Origin of the sequence: Acinetobacter sp. NPDC052428 (genome assembly GCF_044547685.1) — a bacterium.
Classification (GTDB): domain Bacteria; phylum Pseudomonadota; class Gammaproteobacteria; order Pseudomonadales; family Moraxellaceae; genus Acinetobacter; species Acinetobacter lwoffii_G.
This window is the reverse complement of record NZ_JBIUAT010000029.1, coordinates 1-15,007: the sequence shown is the minus strand read 5'-3', so window position 1 is coordinate 15,007 and position 15,007 is coordinate 1. Positions and strand designations below refer to the sequence as shown.

General features: G+C 42.5%; 19 protein-coding genes and 1 pseudogene. 7 read left to right on the top strand and 13 right to left on the bottom strand.

Going from position 1 to position 15,007, the window contains the following annotated elements; genetic code table 11:
* Nucleotides 1-49 precede the first annotated feature (49 nt).
* From rapA to ACIG3F_RS12990, 3 genes are all read left to right on the top strand, one after another.
* Entirely contained in the window at nt 50-2,887 is a 2,838-nt protein-coding gene (gene rapA / locus ACIG3F_RS13000; RefSeq protein WP_396470233.1) for an RNA polymerase-associated protein RapA, read from the top strand.
* Between the two features lie 144 nt (nt 2,888-3,031).
* Entirely contained in the window at nt 3,032-3,298 is a 267-nt protein-coding gene (locus tag ACIG3F_RS12995; protein ID WP_004646645.1) for a PAAR domain-containing protein, read from the top strand.
* Nucleotides 3,299-3,434: 136 nt separating this feature from the next.
* Entirely contained in the window at nt 3,435-4,235 is an 801-nt protein-coding gene (locus ACIG3F_RS12990) for an alpha/beta fold hydrolase (RefSeq protein ID WP_253147407.1), read from the top strand.
* A gap of 60 nt (nt 4,236-4,295) precedes the next feature.
* Here ACIG3F_RS12990 and fabR read toward each other — a convergent pair whose 3' ends face one another.
* Nucleotides 4,296-4,976, bottom strand: coding sequence for an HTH-type transcriptional repressor FabR (gene fabR / locus ACIG3F_RS12985; RefSeq protein ID WP_004646648.1), 681 nt, complete (start codon nt 4,974-4,976; stop codon nt 4,296-4,298).
* Nucleotides 4,977-5,128: 152 nt separating this feature from the next.
* Here fabR and ACIG3F_RS12980 point away from each other — a divergent pair, with 152 nt between their 5' ends.
* Nucleotides 5,129-6,193, top strand: a complete 1,065-nt coding sequence (locus tag ACIG3F_RS12980) for a flavin reductase family protein (RefSeq protein ID WP_191113006.1) — start codon at nt 5,129-5,131, stop codon at nt 6,191-6,193.
* Between the two features lie 14 nt (nt 6,194-6,207).
* Nucleotides 6,208-7,302, top strand: a complete 1,095-nt coding sequence (locus tag ACIG3F_RS12975) for an acyl-CoA desaturase (RefSeq protein ID WP_004279989.1) — start codon at nt 6,208-6,210, stop codon at nt 7,300-7,302.
* Nucleotides 7,303-7,496: 194 nt separating this feature from the next.
* On the opposite strand, the gene ACIG3F_RS12970 is transcribed toward ACIG3F_RS12975, so the two are convergent.
* Both ACIG3F_RS12970 and ACIG3F_RS12965 read right to left on the bottom strand, forming a co-directional pair.
* Entirely contained in the window at nt 7,497-8,150 is a 654-nt protein-coding gene (locus ACIG3F_RS12970; RefSeq protein WP_004729896.1) for an HAD-IB family hydrolase, read from the bottom strand.
* Nucleotides 8,117-9,325 (bottom strand): DUF1615 family protein, encoded by a 1,209-nt coding sequence (locus tag ACIG3F_RS12965; RefSeq protein ID WP_396470232.1) that lies wholly within the window; start codon nt 9,323-9,325, stop codon nt 8,117-8,119. The genes ACIG3F_RS12970 and ACIG3F_RS12965 overlap by 34 nt, the downstream gene beginning before the upstream one ends.
* Nucleotides 9,326-9,405: 80 nt before the next feature.
* On the opposite strand from ACIG3F_RS12965, the pseudogene ACIG3F_RS12960 reads away from it, so the two are divergent.
* Nucleotides 9,406-9,471 (top strand): annotated as a pseudogene (locus ACIG3F_RS12960) (hypothetical protein); the annotation flags it as partial.
* 113 nt (nt 9,472-9,584) lie between these two features.
* Here the strand turns inward: ACIG3F_RS12960 and ACIG3F_RS12955 are convergent.
* The 9 genes from ACIG3F_RS12955 to ACIG3F_RS12915 all read right to left on the bottom strand — a co-directional run bounded on the left by ACIG3F_RS12955 (nt 9,585) and on the right by ACIG3F_RS12915 (nt 14,160).
* A complete protein-coding gene (locus ACIG3F_RS12955; RefSeq protein WP_228145466.1) occupies nt 9,585-9,857 on the bottom strand; it encodes a pyocin activator PrtN family protein in 273 nt (90 codons plus the stop codon).
* A gap of 11 nt (nt 9,858-9,868) precedes the next feature.
* The gene (locus ACIG3F_RS12950) at nt 9,869-10,033 is read right to left on the bottom strand and encodes a hypothetical protein (RefSeq protein WP_396470230.1); all 165 of its coding nucleotides are present in this window, start codon (nt 10,031-10,033) and stop codon (nt 9,869-9,871) included.
* A complete protein-coding gene (locus tag ACIG3F_RS12945; RefSeq protein ID WP_168386814.1) occupies nt 10,026-10,190 on the bottom strand; it encodes a hypothetical protein in 165 nt (54 codons plus the stop codon). Before ACIG3F_RS12945 ends, ACIG3F_RS12950 begins: the two co-directional genes overlap by 8 nt.
* On the bottom strand, nt 10,190-10,576 hold the full coding sequence (locus ACIG3F_RS12940) for a hypothetical protein (protein WP_004279593.1): 387 nt from the start codon (nt 10,574-10,576) through the stop codon (nt 10,190-10,192). The genes ACIG3F_RS12945 and ACIG3F_RS12940 overlap by 1 nt, the downstream gene beginning before the upstream one ends.
* Nucleotides 10,576-10,818, bottom strand: coding sequence for a hypothetical protein (locus ACIG3F_RS12935; RefSeq protein WP_180075172.1), 243 nt, complete (start codon nt 10,816-10,818; stop codon nt 10,576-10,578). The genes ACIG3F_RS12940 and ACIG3F_RS12935 overlap by 1 nt, the downstream gene beginning before the upstream one ends.
* A gap of 130 nt (nt 10,819-10,948) precedes the next feature.
* Nucleotides 10,949-12,073: a hypothetical protein gene (locus ACIG3F_RS12930; protein ID WP_180075171.1), complete on the bottom strand. Its 1,125-nt coding sequence runs from the start codon at nt 12,071-12,073 to the stop codon at nt 10,949-10,951.
* A complete protein-coding gene (locus tag ACIG3F_RS12925) occupies nt 12,070-13,191 on the bottom strand; it encodes an ATP-binding protein (RefSeq protein WP_396470228.1) in 1,122 nt (373 codons plus the stop codon). Before ACIG3F_RS12925 ends, ACIG3F_RS12930 begins: the two co-directional genes overlap by 4 nt.
* A gap of 1 nt (nt 13,192) precedes the next feature.
* Nucleotides 13,193-13,729: a hypothetical protein gene (locus ACIG3F_RS12920; protein ID WP_004646409.1), complete on the bottom strand. Its 537-nt coding sequence runs from the start codon at nt 13,727-13,729 to the stop codon at nt 13,193-13,195.
* Nucleotides 13,726-14,160, bottom strand: a complete 435-nt coding sequence (locus ACIG3F_RS12915) for a hypothetical protein (RefSeq protein ID WP_396470227.1) — start codon at nt 14,158-14,160, stop codon at nt 13,726-13,728. Before ACIG3F_RS12915 ends, ACIG3F_RS12920 begins: the two co-directional genes overlap by 4 nt.
* Before the next feature lie 206 nt (nt 14,161-14,366).
* Between ACIG3F_RS12915 and ACIG3F_RS12910 the strand changes: the two genes are divergently transcribed.
* Nucleotides 14,367-14,609 carry a hypothetical protein gene (locus ACIG3F_RS12910; protein WP_180186296.1) on the top strand — a complete coding sequence of 81 codons (243 nt, stop codon included), beginning with the start codon at nt 14,367-14,369 and terminating at the stop codon, nt 14,607-14,609.
* Here ACIG3F_RS12910 and ACIG3F_RS12905 read toward each other — a convergent pair.
* Complete coding sequence (locus tag ACIG3F_RS12905) at nt 14,606-14,806, bottom strand: hypothetical protein (RefSeq protein WP_180186297.1); 201 nt, start codon at nt 14,804-14,806, stop codon at nt 14,606-14,608. The two genes, ACIG3F_RS12910 and ACIG3F_RS12905, sit on opposite strands and share 4 nt — an antisense overlap.
* Nucleotides 14,807-15,007 lie beyond the last annotated feature (201 nt).

Below are 15,007 nucleotides of genomic sequence, written 5' to 3'. Positions count from 1 at the left end.
ACGTTTCGTGATTGAGCCTAATATTCATAATCTTGTACTTAAGATAAAGGTGGAAAAATTGCAGCAATTTGCTATTGGTCAACGTTGGTTATCAGATACTGAAACAGAACTCGGTTTAGGCGTTCTTATTGATGTTGATGAGCGGTCGGTCAGCATTTTATTCCCGAAAAGCGATGAAACCCGCGTCTATGCACGCAGCAATGCACCCTTATCTCGTATCGTATTTAATGTGAAAGATGAATTACAGGATCAGGAAGGGACCAAGTGGATTGTAGAATCCGTTGAAGACCGCAATGGCGTGGTACGTTATCACGTCGTTCGTACCTTGGAAGATGGAACTGAAGAACGTAAATCGCTGAATGAAACCCGTATTGGTGCAACCATCCAATTGTCTAAGCCTTTAGACCGTTTATTGGCCAGTCAGGTTGATTATAAAGAATGGTATGACCTGCGTATTGAAGCGTTGCTGATGCAGGCCAATATGCAAAGCAGTCCACTGCGTGGTCTGGTGGGTTCACGTGTCGGCCTGATTCCGCATCAGCTGTATATTGCACATGAAGTCGGTCAGCGTTTTGCACCGCGTGTATTACTGGCCGATGAAGTGGGTCTGGGTAAAACCATCGAAGCGGGTCTGATCATCCATCAACAACTCAAAACCGGCCGTTCTGAACGCATCCTGATTTTAGTACCGGATTCACTGCAATATCAGTGGATGATCGAGATGCGTCGTCGTTTTAATCTTGAGTTTTCGCTGTTTGACTTGACCCGTACTGCATCGATCAAAGAACATGATCCTGAACAAAACCCGTTCTTGACCGAACAAAAAATTATTGCCTCTGTCGATTTGATGGTCGACCATGAAGATTTGCGTGAACAGGCACTAGAAGCCGGTTTCGACTTGCTGGTGGTCGATGAAGCACATCATTTGATGTGGAGTGAAGAAGATGGCGGTAATGACCGTTATGATCTGGTCGAAGAACTGGCTGAACATACGCCGGGCGTGTTGTTATTGACGGCGACACCTGAACAGCTCGGTGTGGAAAGTCACTTTGCACGCCTACGTTTGCTTGATCCGCAACGTTTTAACTCGCTGGATCGTTTCCTCGATGAAGAAGCGCAATATCAGCATACGGCTAAAATTGCAGAAGTGCTGATGTCAGATCTGCCGCTAGAAGCTGAGCATTTCACTGCGATTGAAGCCTTGTTAGGACATCCAATTGAGGATCTTCCTGAACAGCGTTTCCGTGCGATTCACGAACTTTTAGACCGTCATGGTACAGGCCGTATTCTGTTCCGCAATACGCGTGAAGCAATTCAGGGCTTCCCGGGACGTGACTGTCAGCCCGCACCATTACCGGCACCAGAACACTGGTCTAAAGACGGTAAATTACGTGAGCAAATGTGGCCTGAAGAAGCCCAGCTAGATGGCTCGTGGATGGAAGCCGATCCACGCGTGATGTGGCTGATGGAGCGTTTGCGTACCGATTTAAAACACAAGAAAGTCTTACTGATTGCACGTAGCGGTCCAGTGGTTGAAGCGCTGGAAAATGTACTGCGTTTACATGCCGGTATTCGTACGGCGATGTTCCATGAAGGCATGAGCTTGTTAGAACGTGACCAGGCCGCAGCTTATTTTGCTGAAGATTCGTATGGCGCGCAGATTCTTCTTTGTTCGGAAATCGGTTCAGAAGGACGTAACTTCCAGTTTGCCTCTGATCTGATTCTGTTTGACCTACCTGCGAACCCGGACGTGTTGGAACAGCGTATTGGTCGTCTGGATCGTATCGGTCAGGAAAACCGCATTCAGATTCATGTGCCTTATCTGGTGGGAACTGCACAAGAACGTATGTTCCGCTGGTATAACGAAGCGCTGAATATCTTCAGCAATATTTCTCCAGCTGCACAAACCTTGCAAGAAAATTTTATTGTTCGCTTGAAAGACTGTCTATTGGCAGACAAAGGTCAAGAGTTTGAAGACCTGCTGGAAGAAGTTAGCGTGCAACGTGAAGCGCTGGAAGCTGAATTGCAGGAAGGTCGAGACCGTTTGCTTGAGTACAACTCTTGCCGTCCGGTGGTGGCACAGGAAATTGTCAACGCGCTTGAAGACTATGATGACAATACCACTTTGCCGATTTTCATGAAGCGCTTTATGGCGTCTACGAATATCGACTTTGACGAGCAAAGTAACGGTACAGTGATCATCAAGCCAACCGATCAAATGCAGGTTCAAGGTTTGACGTTGGATGAAGAAGGGATTACAGCGACTTTCTATCGTGATCAGGCACAAATCCGCGAAGATGCGCAATACCTGACACTGGAACATCCATTCACTGAAAGTGTGATGGAAATGATCAATACGCAAGGCTTTGGTAGCACTAACGTTGCGGTACTAAAATCTGCAGCACTGCCACAGGGTTCGGTATTACTTGAAGTATGGTTCAAGGTCGATGTGGTGGCTCCGAAAGCATTGAACTTGCCGTCTAGCTTGCCGCAACAGTTAATCCGTGTCTTGCTCAGTGAAAAAGGCCAGGATCTTTCCCAGAAGATTGCACCAGAAATCCTGAAGCCTTATCTACATCATTTGGATGGCAATAGTTGCCGTCAGGTGGTGAAAGCACGTCGTGATGTGATTGAAGCACGTTATCAGCAAGCGCTTGAACTGGCACGCAGTGCATTGCCGGGCTTCAAGCAGCAAGCCAAAGAAGTGTATGGCAATAAATGGCAATATGAAATTGATCGCCTGACCTATTTGAAGCAGTTCAACCCAAGTATCCGTGAAGATGAAATTGCGCGTTTACAGAAGTTGCAGAAAGAAGGTCTAAGCCTGCTGGATGGTCTATCGGTAACACCGGAAGCAATTCAGGTGATGGTCGTCGTCAAGCCTTAAGCTTTAAATCATTAAAAAATGCAGCTTTCGGGCTGCTTTTTTTATGGGAAAAATCCGGGTTTATTATTTTCTTGTCGGAGAATGCTGGTCTGTCATTTTTCTCCTGTTTAAAATCAGCCTACTGAATAATAAGAATGACAAAGCATGTCAAAAGCACTGATTACCCTTGGCACAAAGACCAGTCATGGCGGCATGGTGACTGAATGTGAACTCTCTTTTTTGATCAATGGTATTGCCGTGCATTTAAATGGGATGAAGCATTATTGTCCCAAATGTCAGACCATGGTCACCGCAATTTCCAGCAATTTGTCTATTACTGTCAAAGGACGGGCAGTGGTCATCGCGGGGGATAAGGCCAGTTGCGGCGCGACTTTTCTACCGATGCAACATTTGACTGTATCGCAGAAATAGACTTTAAATTCTGAAGAAGTACAGAGAAATGACTTTGAGGTCATGTTTTGAGCATTTTTGCACTGCCGAATCAAGGAATAGATCAGTAAGCTCATTCGATGATTTCAGGATGAATACGCGCTGCGTTTAAAAAATAATGAAACAAGCCCTACATTTTACTCATGCTAATGGTATCCCTGCGGCAACTTATCAAAAGTTTTTGCATTGTTTTCAGCAAGACTATGAAGTCAAAGCGATTCCCTTTATCGGCATGAATCCGCAATATCCAATTACGCGAGACTGGCGTTATCTGGTCGATGAAGTCATTGCAGATATTGAGCAGCAGTTTCCTCAGCAACAGGTGATTGGTTTAGGGCATTCCTTTGGTGGTCTGGTGACCCTTATGGCGGCGTATCGACGTCCCGAACTGTTTTCCAAGCTGATCATTATGGATCCACCATTTGTGATTGGAAAAAACAGCGCCATGTTTGAACTGATCAAAAAGCTGAATCTAAAAAGTGTCGATCGTTATACACCCGCAGGAATTACGCTAAAACGCAAAGATTATTGGCCATCGAAACAGGTCGCAATTGAAGCACTCCGGTTTAACCGCTTATTTAAAAATTTCGATGAGCAGTGTTTTGCTGATTATATCGAGAGCGGCATTCAGCCAGAACCTGAACGTGGTGGGGTGACGTTAACTATTCCAAAACAGATAGAAGCGGAAATCTTCCGGACTGTGCCAGCCTGGTGGTGGAGAACACCACGCCGACCGCCTGAAGTGCCGATGCATCTGATGACTGCAGAGCAAAGCCAGTTTTATCAGCAGGGTTTGCCACAAGGGATGCACAAGATTTATCGGATTAATTATTCTGTGGTCGAGGGCGGGCATATGTTCCCGCTTGAGTATCCGGAAGCCACTGCAAAGGCAGTCAAAGCTCAACTCGCACTTTTGTAATCATCATAAAAAGAGACTTTGATTACGTCTCTTTTATATAGCTTCATGCAGGTCGGAAAATTAGCGTAGTTGAGAATCTTCCAGATGACGCGCACCTTCAAGAATCATCCGAATCATGATCATGGTCTGTTCGGCAATTTCTTTACGGTCTTCGGCAGGCATATCAATCACATTGGCCCCCATGTTGAACACCAGTTGGGTAATCGCTTTGGCGGCAATATCCGGATGAAATAACTTCTTGTTGTTTAGGCGTTCCAGACGAATCAAATCTTCTTGAAGTTCCTGCTGAAAATAATTTAACTGGCGTTCTACTGCCTGTTTATAAGATTTAGAACCGGTATAGCCTTCACGTAATAAAAGGCTCAGATTACCTTCATCGGCATCCAGCTGGGCAATAAAAACTTCTACAGAACTGCGGATGATGCTGTTCTGGCGAGAAGCTTGCAGACGTGCTTCATGCAAAATCTGACGCAATACAATTCCGGCACGATCAATCAGCTCAATGGCCAGTTCATCAATATCTTTAAAATGACGATAGAAGCTGTTCGGTGCAATACCGGCTTCACGCGCGACTTCACGTAGACTTAAAGAGGAAATACTTTTTTGTGGCCCAATCAGATTCAACGCAGCCTGAAACAGTTCTTCCTTGGTAATGGTGGCCTTGCGACCGACACTCCGTACGATAATCGGCTCATCAATGCTTTTCGATTGTAATAAAGATGCGTCACTGCTTATTTTCATTGAAGGCTCGTTCATCGATAGGTTCATGCATGAATCATTTTATTATAACCGAGCCAGTCAAGCTTGTGAAATGATTAGAAACAATACGGTTGTATATACAAATATATATACATGTGTATAATAATTAAAAACCCAAGGTGATGTCACAAACGATGCATGTACTGCAAAAACTTAAAATGCCATTGAATGCACTGTCTGATAGTGTAGTTGATCAGCATGCAATTAATTTCTGGATTCAGAAACTCAATCCTGTATGGTCGTTGAATCAGCCATTAGGCAAGATCGTGCATATAGAAAATGCAGCACAGGATATGCTGAGTCTGAAAATTCAAGTGAATCGCTTATTTAAGTTTGGTGAAGCAGGGCAGCATCATCCGGTCTATGTGGTGGTAAACGGCATCCGTTATGAACGTAGCTATAGTTTGACCCGTGTAGATGCGCAACATGTTTTATTGACCGTGAAAAAAGTCAATGCCGGTAAAGTCAGTACCTGGTTGGCAGAACAGGCACAAGTAGGTGATGTGATCGAATTTGGTCAGCCTTATGGTGATATGACCTTGCCTGTGCAGACGAGTCCATTGATCTTGCTTGCAGCAGGGAGTGGTATTACCCCAATGCTCAGTATGCTGGAAAGCTTGAGCAAAAAAGGTGAACTATCTGCACCGGTTACTCTCTGGTACTGGGTTAAAAAAGATCAGGATGCCGCATTTAAAGCACGGTTTGAAGAACTTGCTCAGAAACATGCAAATTTCTCATTTCATGTGTATGCCACTCAAGAACAGCCAGCTGCTGCGCGTCTGGATGAAACCTATCTGACCGATCTGCAAAATCTGGAAAATAGCATCGTATATTGCTGTGGTCCTTCAGGTTTTGTATCCAAAGCAGAACAGCTTTTTGCTCAGGCAAAACAGTTTAAAGGTGAAGCCTTCAGCATGAGCTTGGCGGATCAATCGGATACCGGCTTTATTAATGTCACCCTGACCCAGTCGAAAAAAATTGTCAGCATTCCAAAAGGCCAGTCCATTTTGGTGAGCCTGGAACAGCAAAATATTAAACCGACACATGGTTGCCGTATGGGCATTTGTAATAAATGTGCCTGCAATAAAGTAGAAGGTTCGACCAAGAATTTGGTCAATGGTGCGCAAAATACCGAACCCGGCAACCTGCTCAAAATTTGTATTAACTCAGCGCAGACTGACCTTGTCATCGACTTATAAGCGAGTTTTATCCTATGAATATGCCAGTAAAATTACAGTATTTTAAAAATCCTAAAAACCGTGAATTAACCCAGTTTGAACTTGATGAACTTGCACGTGAACTTGATGCGATTAAGCAAGAAGTGTTAGATGATCTAGGTGAGAAAGACGCCAAATATATCCGCCGTGTCTATTCAACTATTCGTTATTCGTCGATTGCCGGTCGCGCCTTATTGTTTGCAGGCTGGTTCCCGCCAGCATGGTTATTGGGTACAGGCTTATTAGGCTTTGCCAAAATTATGGAAAATATGGAACTGGGTCATAATGTCATGCATGGTCAGTATGACTGGATGAATGATCCTAAACTCAATGGTCAGACCTATGAATGGGATATCGTAGGGACTTCAGACAACTGGCGTCAAACCCATAACTTCAAGCATCATACTTATACCAATATTAAAGGTATGGATGATGATATCGGTTATGGCCTATTACGCCTGTTCCCGGAACAGCGCTGGAAACCGGGATATTTATTGCAACCGATTTATGCAGTGCCATTCTGTTTATTGTTCCAGTGGGGGGTTGCAATTCAGAATCTTGAATTGGGTAAATACTTCAAAGGTCGCAAAAGCAAAGAGCAGACCAAAGAAGAATGGCGTCCAATGCAGAATAAAATCGGTAAGCAGCTGTTTAAAGATTATGTATTCTTTCCACTCATCGCAGGTCCTGCGGCTTTACCGGTTTTGACCGGCAATATGGTGGCCAATGGTCTGCGTAATATCTGGACATTCAGTATCATTTTCTGTGGTCACTTTACCAAAGATGTGGAAGTATTCCCGAAATCGGTACTGCAAAATGAAAGTCGTGGTCACTGGTATATGCGCCAGATTCGTGGTTCATCCAATCTGACTGGTTCTGAGGCTTTCCATATTTTAACCGGCCATTTAAGTCATCAGATTGAACATCATCTGTATCCTGATGTGCCTGCACGTCGCTATCGTCAAATGGCACCAAAAGTCCAAGCTGTTTGTGAAAAATATGGTTTGAACTATAACAATGCCAGCTTGGTAAAACAGTACGGCAGTGTGATCAAACGTATTGTGAAATATGCATTTCCGTTTAAGAAATAATTTTTCTTAAAGCTAAAAAACCACTTCATTTGAAGTGGTTTTTTTTATTTAGGAGGCTAATACTTACAGGAAGTAAAAGCCCTGATTGCGAAGCTATTTAAGATAATTTCAAGGCATAAAGTAAAAAGTTAATCTGCCATTTATAGCATTGTCTAAAGGTGTTTAGTAGGGTCAGCCAGATAAAATAGAAAGGACTAATATGGCATCGAATGAGCTGAAATATTAATTTTTGGAAGCTGTTGATCTTGACCCTCAAAATAGCTTTGCTGCGCCAGACTGAGCATTTCTATATCTTCCTTGCTATTCCCATAAGCATAAATTTCAGCATAATTATCCAGATTATATTTTTCTAGAATTCTAATTTTCTTTTGTGTGTTACTACAGTCAGGAGTTTGATAAAACCCTGTCAATTTCCCAGCTTTGATTTCAACTTCGCTACAGATTAAATCGATATTTAAATAACTGCACACCGGTTTAAGATACAAATCCAATGAGGCTGATACCAGCACGACTTCATGTCCTAATTGTTGATGCTGTTTAAGTTGTTCTAATAATTTCGGATTCAACTTGAATATTAGTTGTTGTGCATAATCCTGAGCTAATTGCAGAATTTCCTCTGCATCACTGTTTTTAAACATGCTGGCATACAATTTGGGTCGCATGCGGTGTGCCGGATAGAAATTTAAATAATAGGCCTGTATCCATGGCAAAATTTGCATGCCGCGTTTCACAATATGCCGTTTTCTTAAGGCATGGAAAATGAACCCGGTAAAGCTATCATGTAGATACAGGGTTCCATCAAAATCAAATAAGGCTAGAGTTTTAGATTTTTGATTTTGCGCATGCATGTTTGATATCGACCATCGACGCGGGTAGCAAACCAGTTAGTATTATAATCACGACTTAATTTTGGTCCGGAAATGACCACTTCAGGCATAATGGCATAGATAGGATCTTTACCCGTTTTTTCCTGATAAAGCTTGCTGACACCACGATAAGTCATCGTATCTTCAAAGTCTTTATCTTTTTCTTTCTTTAAATCAGCTCGGATTTGACGTTCAGTGATAATAAAATTATTTTTGGCAAAAACACTGATTAACTCACGCTCAGATTGACTCTTCTGCGAACGGATCGCGCCATCTTTAGTATAGAGCAATAAGTCGCCATCCAGATCAAGTTCGGCTTCAGTTAAATCATTTAACATGCTCTGAAAAGCGGCATTTCGACTGGAATACATGCCCGAGTTATAGTCCGCAAAACGATAAATTGGCTTGTCATAATCCGCCGGATACATCATCAGGCGATGAATCCCATAATACAGACCGCCATATTGACTGTAGAGATCGGTACGTAACTCTGCGATATTGCCGCCTTGGCGTTTATGTTCTTTCGCATAGCTGATATGTACCTGCATTGAACCCAAGGTGGTAATTGGATTCATTTTCTCGCCAATATTCTGGCCGACCAGTTTGGCAGCACCAGTCAGGGCGCTAACATGATAATGCTTTGACATATAATCAAATATTTCACGATATAATTCGTCGAGTTCACGTTCGGTTTTGACCCGGCGCATCTGGCTTAAGTAGTTGTCTTCAGGACTCGGATGGTTCTTGAGAACTTCCTGGAAATATCCTGCAACTGTGCCACCAATTGCTTGACCAAGCTTATCTTTGAATTTTTCATCAAGGCGACCTTGGACTTCCTTAACCGCCTTTTCACCCAAACCCGGAACAGTAGGATCTGCAACAAAGTTAGATTCCTGATCAACCACTGCCACAATGGTGCAGACATTTTCCTTGGTCTGAGGAATGCCAAGCTGTTCAGTAATATCGTAAATATCTTGTGCCCAGGACTCACGTTGATTCACCCGACTAGGAATGGCTTTACGAATATGTTCAACTTCAAGTGTCGGTTCATCATCTTTTGACCACCATGAACCATTGCCACAGCCGGCAAGACCCAGAGAAAGTGCAAGTACAGACAATGACTTAAAAGAAAAACAAGAAGCGAAAGTTTTATTCATGGTGTCGTAAATTAATTGAAAAGATGAGCTAATAAGGCAGATGCAGTATACTATGCCCATCAAAAAAGTGATGAATTTATATGTATATTGGTCCATATCAACTGTCAAACAATTTGATTGTCGCTCCCATGGCAGGTGGGATAGATTAATCACATATACATTATAAAAATTATTATTTATTAGTATCTTACTGAATAGCCACATGGTGCAAGGTGCAAAATAGGTGCAACCATGCGGCAATTAATCAATAATTTAGCAATCAATGGTTCATTGCTACCCAGTCTTTCTTAGACTCTTTTTGTATTGCTTCAAGCCAGAATGCTACATCACTTAGATGAACATAAAAAGGTGAGTTACGTCCATCGGACTTGAATGCAGGAAATGGAAGAGTGCATTTATTTGCGCGCTTATTTGCCTGTTCAATTGTAAGATGAGGCAAGTAATCAGGCAAGAGCTCTTCAAGTTTGATTACAGGTTTACGGTACTTCATGAGTAACATAAAACTGATATCAACTGGATCATCAATTTTCATAGCTGCTCCCATTATGAAATCTCCTTCAAACTTTGTTTTACCGATTCAGGTAACCCAAAAAAATCATTTAGAGTTTTGTCAAATTCACCGCTTTCAATGAATTGATCCATCAGGTTTACTTGCTTATCGATATTGCTATCTTCACAGTGCTCACATGGTTTTTGAATATCAATCATTGTTTTCTCCTTGAGCCTTCAAGTATTCAAATTTTGCATCTGCCCAGTTCTTTGCATCATATGGGCTTAAACCTTTTTTCTTGCACCAGTCAGCGCACCAGAGCCACTGCACATCATCAAATGGGGTTGGCTCAACTATTTGATCAGTACTATCCATCACGCCACCTCATAGAAGCGCTTGGCTTCTTCAAAATTTGATGTAGTAAGTGGTGATGAGCCTTTTTTGTAGCATTCAACAATCTCACCATATTTAAAAACTTTGCATGCTGTTGGTAGGTCAAAGCACTGGTACATCGGCTCTTTAAACCAATCTTCTGTGTAAAACATTTGTTCTTGGTGGTCTTCGGCTGTGCCTTCCCACTCTTGAACCTGAAAGTATTCATCAAATGATTCGATCATGAACTGATTGCCTTCAGCCTTAGTCATTGCTCTGTAACGAGCCAAAGCACGTTCAGCAATTTCTTTTGATACGGCAGGTGACTGCTCATGCGGACTATCATCTTCAGGGCAGATTCCTACGCACCACAATTTATTCTTTTCCATCACGCCACCTTCACATCTAAATAATCAGGGTTATCCAGATGTTCTTCATATTCATGAAATAACACCTGACATGCCGCATTACCTGTTAAATCTTTCTTTAAGAGCACGTAACTCAACGTCTTGCGTGTGCCTTTGCCTGAAAATGTAGAACTACCATCTGTAAGCTCATTTTTGGTATAGCCCAATTTTTCTAACCAAAGCTTGAAACCGACTTCATGTTTCTTTTTAATTCTGAAGATCATCTGTATCCCCAAGTGTTCGCAAAATTTTGCAGGCAATCATCAATACCAAATAGGTTGATATTGCGGTAAGTTCTAACCCGACCTTTGTGCTGCACAAGCAGCACGCGGGTCATAGAAGAGTAGGAATAACTCATGAAGCCTCCCCAGTTTCAGCAGCTTGAATCAAGGCATCTTTGCGCTGTGCATACAGGCTAAGTAGTTCCTGATGATCAGCTGGAAGTAATTTAGCTGCAGGTATCGCTGGTGCTAGTCGTTCTAAAGTTTCTACTGAATCCATGTCATAGATCCGATTGATCAGAACCTGTTTTTTCTTCTTGTAGAAGAGATCAATAGGGGCACTACCATGTTCAGCACTTTCCACTGATGCTTGTTTGCGTGCGGCATTTTCAATTTGATCAAACGTACTTGGTTGCTGAGCTTCAATGACTTCATCTGCGATTGGTTCAGGTTCAACCTTCGGCGTGTATTGCTCTGGATCCAGCTCAAGCAATTTATCTTCCGTAAGCTTGCATAAGTGCTGTTGATCTTTTTGATCTAAGTGTCCATTGGCCAGAAATACGTGACGGAATGAAAGAACGTCATCCTCCTTAGTAAACTGATCAATTTGTGCAGTGAACTTTTCAACAAGCTTTACCCGGTCGGTTTCAACTGAATCCGCTTCAATTTCTGTAACTGGAGTTTCAGTATTAATAGTGGCTTCTTGCTCTATGGCCTCAATAGGCTGAATTACCTCTGGCTCAGGCTGTTTTTCAATATCTGGTACAGCATCACCTGGGCCAGCTGGAATGCTAGCCTGTTCAGTCTCATTCTTAGCTTTGGTTGAGCGTCTCTTTTTAGGTTTGCCTGTATTGTCTATAGTTGGGGGATAGACAATAATTCGACCAAATAGCTCACCCATTGCCACTAATTGTAATTCGGCATTTTCTTTATCCGCCTGAGCAAAACCATTGTCGACAGCTTTGAAATACTCCATGCACTGTTTGCTGTATTTAACCTGTGAGATATGGTCAGGATGAATAATAAAGATTTCCTGATCTTCCACGACATCATCAAGAGTCAAAGGCTTGGTAAATGTAATACCAGCCAGCTCCATTGTTTCAACCTTGATGCAGAACTCATAGCCTGGCATAGCGAAAATTGTGGCAGGGAACTGAGACAGATCATCAAAATCCATTAACTCACCAACAGCGCGGCACATGATATTTCGGCCAGCCATCATTGCTTCAAAAGCTTCTTTGCTATTTAGAATTTTCATGCTGACATTGCTCCCTTCGCTAATTGTTCTATGTCATTTTTTACAGCTTCAAATTTGGAAGCTTCTATCTGGTTGAGAGCATCAAGCCCTAAGTGCTCACACACTGTTTTTGCATCAAGGCCACAGGTATCGATGAAGTCCTGCAGATCGGCCAGCTGCTCATCAGAAATGCCATTGAACTCTGGTGGGTCTACCCAGGCATTACGTTGTTTATCAAACGTGCACTTCATTTCTAGAGCACGACGGACTAATTCAGCACGCATATTCTTGTAGTACAGATGAGTGTCTTCAAGAGACTGAGTGAGCTGATTTAGATCACTCGCATACTGGGCCTCACCACAGCTTTGTACCCAGTTTTCTAGATCTTCTTGAGCCTTGATTGCGGCCAATTGATCTGGTGTCAGGGTATTGATATGGTCCTTAGCCTGTTTGATAAGATCGGCCAGAAATGTAGGGCTGGTCTTTAGATCCGGCACCCATACTTCACCAGTCTCACCGCCTAAACCACCCGCATTTTTAGCGTGATGGGTAGGGCAAGGCTTAAAGCTAATTACCCGGGCATTCTTGCCTTCACCAGTAGTGACTGTGGTCAAATAGCCCATAATGTCAGCAATGCGATATAGCTCATTTCGGTTCTTACCACCCAGATCAGGGCGATAAATTACTTGGTCACCGCTTTGATCTTCAGAAGCGTGAGCAATAAACACCACATCTTTTCCTGAAGCGATCAGCGTATTCACGTACTGCTTAAAGATGTTGTTGGCCAAGCCCTGGGCTTTAAGCTTTAACGATCCATCTTTTTGTTTGTTGGTCGCATTCAGCATTAAATGAGTTTTGATGCTTTCAAGCATTGCACCAACGGTATCAATCACAATGGTGTTATACGGTTCAAGATCTGCCATTGTTAGGTTTGCAACGTCAGACCACTGGTGAGCCTGAACTACAGCACCGCGACGAAGCTCACCAGTACGGTGGGAACCTTTGTCAAAGTCGAATGAAATAGCTTTGTCACCCGTAAAGCCGATAGAGGTTTTACCCAAACCCGGATCTGCGTACAGGTAAACAATAATTGCTTGGACCAACAGCGCCTGATTCGCTGGAATAATATTAATCGCCATCTCAACGTGCTCCTGCAGGACGGTTATTACGCTTAAAGTTCTTATAGTCTTCCGATGCAAAGAAGCCGGTACTTTCTAAAACTTGATGACGCTTGTTTTTGCGCATAGCAACACGCGCATTCTCCAGTCCATCTAAAATCCATTTCGGAGTAAGGGATTTATCCATCTTCCTCAATGAGCCGTCCGGCTGAATGGAATAGATAGTTGTGTTGCAGAAATAGTCAGCAATAGTTCCTGAGCTTTTTACACGTAGGGCAAAATAGCTCGCCCGGGTTTTACCCACTCGATAGATTTCAAGTCCTTCAAAGGTCTTGATGTATTCAGAGAAATAACGATGAGTTGAGTTGAACTCAATCGGCATTGGCACTACAGGTAGTTCATCTGCTTTGAATTGCAGGAAACCGGTGTAGAGGTCTACAAAATTAATTTGAGTTCGATCATTTAGAGGAGACCAGTCATCAGAGCCGCATTCACACCAGTAGACCGATTGACCATTCAAAAGCGCCTCAAAGATTTGATCAGCAGAATTTAAAATCATGACTGAACCTCCACCAGACGGTGCTTCATGATGTAGCCGGCGATCATTGAATTGATTTCGCGGTGATCTTGATGATCAGTGAAGTCGTTATATGGATTGCCATTAGCATCGAACACCTTGATTTCACCTAGTTCAACGACTTCTATATTTGTGAATTCGGAACCTGGTACACCGTAATCATCCGGGTGTGCTTCAACTTCAAATGAAGTGATTTCCAAACGGAAACCATCCAGATTTAGGACAGCTTCACCGTGTACATCGTCGAGCATCTTTAAAGAGACGATTCCATATTCAGATTGAATATTTTGAGCTGGTGCTACCTGGTCAGTACCAAAGTCAGCAAGATGAGCAAATGCCAAGGCGCTTACAGTTAAGGCAGCGGTAAACAGAGTTACCTTGAAGCTATTGTGTGGAGTTAATTTTGTGTTCATAATTACTTTACTCACAGAGAGAGTGTGGGTCATGCTCCAGGTTGTTAGTGCAACGCTGGGGCTTTTCTTTGCTTGTGAGATAAAATATACCTGTGAGGTAAAATAAAGTAAATACCTGTAAGGTAAAAATGGTAAAAATATTTTTACTCTTCAGGTGAAATAAGATTTAATAGACAAAAGAAAACCCACTATCAAAGGTGATAGAAATGAGTCTAGAAAATGAAATGCACGAATGGCGTAAGCAGTTGGTTGAAAAATTACTACTAAATGGCGTTAAGACTGAGGATTTAGAAAAACATATAAATGTGGCGGAGATGGCAATATATGGAAATCAAATTGCCACTGTAACTATTGAATGCCCATTTAAATTTGCAGATGAATTAAAAGCCATCCTTCAAGATTTCTCAAAGAAGAATGACTGCTATGTAATTACTAAGACTACTGGTTAGAACGTGCGCGGTCCACCAGTGGATGGTTTCTGATGTACGCGATTTTTACCAAGTTCAGCATTAATTTCATCGAGGCTTTCGTTATAGGTTTCAACCCAGAGCTGAGCGCTTGTTTTATCATAAGCAATATGGTCTTTATCAGCAATTTTGGTTTTAGTAAGCTCTAACGCTAGGGCTTCTATAATTTCAGGTTTCATATTTTCTCCGGTATTAATGGTTATTTAAGATCAATGTTGGCACAAAGTCTTAAGCCCATAATATCAGGGAAAATATGGATTTATTGGAAAAAGAAAACCCACACAGGGTGGGTTGTTTGGAGTTTGTTAAAATGAGCAAGAAGAAATTTCGAGCTGAATTATATAAAGCTTATGTTGCCTCAGGCATACATGACCATGCCC

Coding starts and splice junctions, on each gene's coding strand:
- ACIG3F_RS12995 (WP_004646645.1), top strand. CDS start 3,032: ATGTCAAAAGCACTGATTACCCTTGGCACAAAGACCAGTCATGGCGGC.
- ACIG3F_RS12990 (WP_253147407.1), top strand. CDS start 3,435: ATGAAACAAGCCCTACATTTTACTCATGCTAATGGTATCCCTGCGGCA.
- fabR (WP_004646648.1), bottom strand. CDS start 4,976: ATGAAAATAAGCAGTGACGCATCTTTATTACAATCGAAAAGCATTGAT.
- ACIG3F_RS12980 (WP_191113006.1), top strand. CDS start 5,129: ATGCATGTACTGCAAAAACTTAAAATGCCATTGAATGCACTGTCTGAT.
- ACIG3F_RS12975 (WP_004279989.1), top strand. CDS start 6,208: ATGAATATGCCAGTAAAATTACAGTATTTTAAAAATCCTAAAAACCGT.
- ACIG3F_RS12970 (WP_004729896.1), bottom strand. CDS start 8,150: ATGCATGCGCAAAATCAAAAATCTAAAACTCTAGCCTTATTTGATTTT.
- ACIG3F_RS12965 (WP_396470232.1), bottom strand. CDS start 9,325: ATGAATAAAACTTTCGCTTCTTGTTTTTCTTTTAAGTCATTGTCTGTA.
- ACIG3F_RS12955 (WP_228145466.1), bottom strand. CDS start 9,857: ATGAAAATTGATGATCCAGTTGATATCAGTTTTATGTTACTCATGAAG.
- ACIG3F_RS12950 (WP_396470230.1), bottom strand. CDS start 10,033: ATGATTGATATTCAAAAACCATGTGAGCACTGTGAAGATAGCAATATC.
- ACIG3F_RS12945 (WP_168386814.1), bottom strand. CDS start 10,190: ATGGATAGTACTGATCAAATAGTTGAGCCAACCCCATTTGATGATGTG.
- ACIG3F_RS12940 (WP_004279593.1), bottom strand. CDS start 10,576: ATGGAAAAGAATAAATTGTGGTGCGTAGGAATCTGCCCTGAAGATGAT.
- ACIG3F_RS12935 (WP_180075172.1), bottom strand. CDS start 10,818: ATGATCTTCAGAATTAAAAAGAAACATGAAGTCGGTTTCAAGCTTTGG.
- ACIG3F_RS12930 (WP_180075171.1), bottom strand. CDS start 12,073: ATGAAAATTCTAAATAGCAAAGAAGCTTTTGAAGCAATGATGGCTGGC.
- ACIG3F_RS12925 (WP_396470228.1), bottom strand. CDS start 13,191: ATGGCGATTAATATTATTCCAGCGAATCAGGCGCTGTTGGTCCAAGCA.
- ACIG3F_RS12920 (WP_004646409.1), bottom strand. CDS start 13,729: ATGATTTTAAATTCTGCTGATCAAATCTTTGAGGCGCTTTTGAATGGT.
- ACIG3F_RS12915 (WP_396470227.1), bottom strand. CDS start 14,160: ATGAACACAAAATTAACTCCACACAATAGCTTCAAGGTAACTCTGTTT.
- ACIG3F_RS12910 (WP_180186296.1), top strand. CDS start 14,367: ATGAGTCTAGAAAATGAAATGCACGAATGGCGTAAGCAGTTGGTTGAA.
- ACIG3F_RS12905 (WP_180186297.1), bottom strand. CDS start 14,806: ATGAAACCTGAAATTATAGAAGCCCTAGCGTTAGAGCTTACTAAAACC.